The following is a 2,484-nucleotide window of genomic DNA, read 5'->3' as shown; positions in this document are numbered from 1 at the left end:
CGTGATCAGCACCGCCAACTCTGTCGAAAGGTATGGGGCACTATGCGTACTACGGGATAACCCACAACATCGAGTCTCTGCAACGCTCCAATACAGGGTTCAGACAACCTGGATCAAGTGGCTCAGGAGGCGATCACAGAGAGGATGGTTCCCGTGGGAGAAGGCAAGGCAACTGTTGCTGACACTCCCGTTACCGCGAGCGAGAATCGTGCACCGAGCGTCCTTCGTGTGAACCTGACGGTTGAGGAGCCGAGTGCGTCAATCGCGCACGCTCGGATCTGTGGGGGGCCGGAACGAGCAATCGTCCGGTCTACCCGACCAATAACTCTTCTTAAGAATTGAAATACTAACCGTTGCTTCCTACTAATGCAGCAGGCCAATGGGCTCAATCCGTTCAAAATCCTCTAACGCTATCTATGCTGAGGGAGTGGCTGCGATAAGCAGCCCTAAAAACAATCACAATAACCCCTCAAAAAAGGAAAGCGTATGCGACGCAAGCAACCATTCGCGCTAGTGACGGTCGCCTCGTTCACTAGCCTTGGCCTGCTGTTGGCCACGCCTCTATGGGTCTGGGATGGCGTGGTCGAGAAGCAGACGTTCGAGATGGAGAGCTTTACCACTCAGGGCGGCTAGACAATTCCCAACGTGACGGTAGGCTGGGAAGCCTACGGCGAGCTTAACGAAGCCCGCGACAACGCGATTCTGATTACCCACTTTTTCTCCGGCACTAGCCATGCGGCAGGCCGCTATGGGGCTGATGGCGAGCCATCCACCGACGGGCTCAAAGAGGCGCTGAAGCTGGTGACGCTCAATGCCAACCACTGGCAGTGGGCCAACGAAGCGTTCAACCGAGATTGGGCCGACGACGCGCGCGCCCCCGCCCAGGACATCACCGCCCGCTATGCCATCGAACAAACCCTGGATGACATCGCCGCCGCCCGTGCAGCGCTTTCCGATGCCAACCACCTGCTCTACCTGGTGCGCGCCAACCAGACCTTCATGGCTGGCTACGGCGACTCGCTGGAAGCGGGGCTGGCCGCCATCGAAGCCCCCACATTGATGCTGTATAGCGAGAACGACTTGGTCTTCGCCCCCGAGGGCGTACGCCGCACCGCCGAGCTGATCGAAGCCGACGGCACTGAGGTGGCGCTAGAAACGCTGGAAGGCAACCGAGGCCACCTGGATGGCGTGGTGGCCATCGAGCAAGCCAGCGATACGCTGCGGGCGTTTTTGGAGTAAGCGGTGGAGCGCTGGCCTCCAAGAGGCCAGCGCTAGTGAGGTCCCCCTACTGAGTTATGGCCATGAGGTTTATGAGCCGCTTCAGCTTGCAGACGCTCCACTAACCAAACCTTGATAATCGACTGACGGGTAACACCCATTCTCGCAGCCTCACGGTCTAGTGACTCCACTACCCATGCAGGAAAATCTACGTTAATCCGCTTTTGCTCCTGATTCACCCGTCGAGCAGTGGAAAAGTCTAGATCATCGAGAACATCATCTTGATTTTCATCGAATTTTTTATCGAAATCTTTAGCTTTCATAGATGTCTACCTCCTTCTTGCGGGAGCGTCTAACAGAAATCAGCCGAATACGCTCTTCTCGGTAGGTGACGACTGCCGACCAATGTTTTTCACTGATCATACCGATTAGTAAAAACCTTGGTTCGCCCTCGGATTTTGCGCGAATTTCTAGCAGATATGGATCCTTCCACAGCGCTTGTGCCGCTTCAAAATCAATACCGTGCTTTGTCAGGTTGGCCTGACTTTTGTTGACGTCAAACTCGAACTCGTTCATGAGTATAAATTATTCCTTTTTTACTCACTCAACAAGATTCTAAAGCCGAAAGCAATGCCGTTACTGCAGCAGGCTTTATACAAAACCATGCCCCAGCGCCCACTGCACCGCCTGCTCAGCATGAATCTCGGTCGTATCGAAGAGCGGCATGGGAGTGTTGGCCTGTTGAACCAGCAGGCCAATTTCGGTGCAGCCTAGAATCACTCCCTGCGCGCCGCGCTCGGCAAGCGCCTCGATGATCGCCAGGTAGTCGGCTTTGGCCTCTGCTTTCACCACGCCCAGGCACAGCTCCTGGTAGATCACGTGTGCACGCGCTCGCGCTGTGGTTCGGTAGGCACCACTACTTCGATACCGTGGCGCTGCAAACGCTCGATTTGACATCCTCCCCTCCCTCAGCTTGCGCTGCCGCCTTGCAGCGGAAAGGAAGGGGATTCCCAGGTCGTTACCTTCCTGGTTCCTGCTTCGATGTTCGTTGCCTTCAATGCCTTGGCACTGCTGGTCTTACACAAACTCCACAGGCGTACATTCCCGAGTGCCCCTCGGTATGATCTTTCAACCATCTGCACCGGCTAATAGCGCGGTGCCTGCTTGCAGAATGTTGCGGGCCGCATTCACGTCGCGGTCGATGCCCTGAGTACCGCAATCTGGGCAGTCCCAGGTGCGAACATTCAGCGGTAGTGATTCCAGCAC

6 protein-coding genes are annotated in these 2,484 nt (G+C 56.0%); 2 read left to right on the top strand and 4 right to left on the bottom strand.

Annotated elements, in window-relative coordinates:
- Positions 1-486 precede the first annotated feature (486 nt).
- Positions 487-633, top strand: a complete 147-nt coding sequence (locus A3220_RS18080) for a hypothetical protein (RefSeq protein ID WP_228219730.1) — start codon at positions 487-489, stop codon at positions 631-633.
- A gap of 12 nt (positions 634-645) precedes the next feature.
- Positions 646-1,239 (top strand): hypothetical protein, encoded by a 594-nt coding sequence (locus A3220_RS16170; protein ID WP_252860508.1) that lies wholly within the window; start codon positions 646-648, stop codon positions 1,237-1,239.
- 32 nt (positions 1,240-1,271) lie between these two features.
- Here the strand turns inward: A3220_RS16170 and A3220_RS16165 are convergent, their stop codons facing one another.
- The 4 genes from A3220_RS16165 to A3220_RS17125 all read right to left on the bottom strand — a co-directional run.
- Positions 1,272-1,541, bottom strand: a complete 270-nt coding sequence (locus A3220_RS16165; protein WP_044628897.1) for a hypothetical protein — start codon at positions 1,539-1,541, stop codon at positions 1,272-1,274.
- Positions 1,531-1,794: a BrnT family toxin gene (locus tag A3220_RS16160; RefSeq protein ID WP_058578261.1), complete on the bottom strand. Its 264-nt coding sequence runs from the start codon at positions 1,792-1,794 to the stop codon at positions 1,531-1,533. The genes A3220_RS16165 and A3220_RS16160 overlap by 11 nt, the downstream gene beginning before the upstream one ends.
- A 75-nt stretch (positions 1,795-1,869) precedes the next feature.
- On the bottom strand, positions 1,870-2,175 hold the full coding sequence (locus tag A3220_RS16155) for an aspartate/glutamate racemase family protein (protein ID WP_062375967.1): 306 nt from the start codon (positions 2,173-2,175) through the stop codon (positions 1,870-1,872).
- Between the two features lie 171 nt (positions 2,176-2,346).
- On the bottom strand, positions 2,347-2,484 hold a 138-nt coding region (locus tag A3220_RS17125), incomplete at its 5' end, for a zinc ribbon domain-containing protein (protein ID WP_164834407.1).

It is taken from the genome of Halomonas sp. KX33721 (assembly GCF_001596805.1).
GTDB lineage: Bacteria > Pseudomonadota > Gammaproteobacteria > Pseudomonadales > Halomonadaceae > Vreelandella > Vreelandella aquamarina.
Note: the sequence above shows the minus strand (reverse complement) of the source record. Positions and strands in the feature narration are given on the sequence as shown.

Excerpts from the sequence above, each read along its gene's own strand:
- A3220_RS16165 (WP_044628897.1), bottom strand. The coding sequence starts at position 1,541 with ATGAAAGCTAAAGATTTCGATAAAAAATTCGATGAAAATCAAGATGAT.
- A3220_RS18080 (WP_228219730.1), top strand. The coding sequence starts at position 487 with ATGCGACGCAAGCAACCATTCGCGCTAGTGACGGTCGCCTCGTTCACT.
- A3220_RS16155 (WP_062375967.1), bottom strand. The coding sequence starts at position 2,175 with ATGTCAAATCGAGCGTTTGCAGCGCCACGGTATCGAAGTAGTGGTGCC.
- A3220_RS16160 (WP_058578261.1), bottom strand. The coding sequence starts at position 1,794 with ATGAACGAGTTCGAGTTTGACGTCAACAAAAGTCAGGCCAACCTGACA.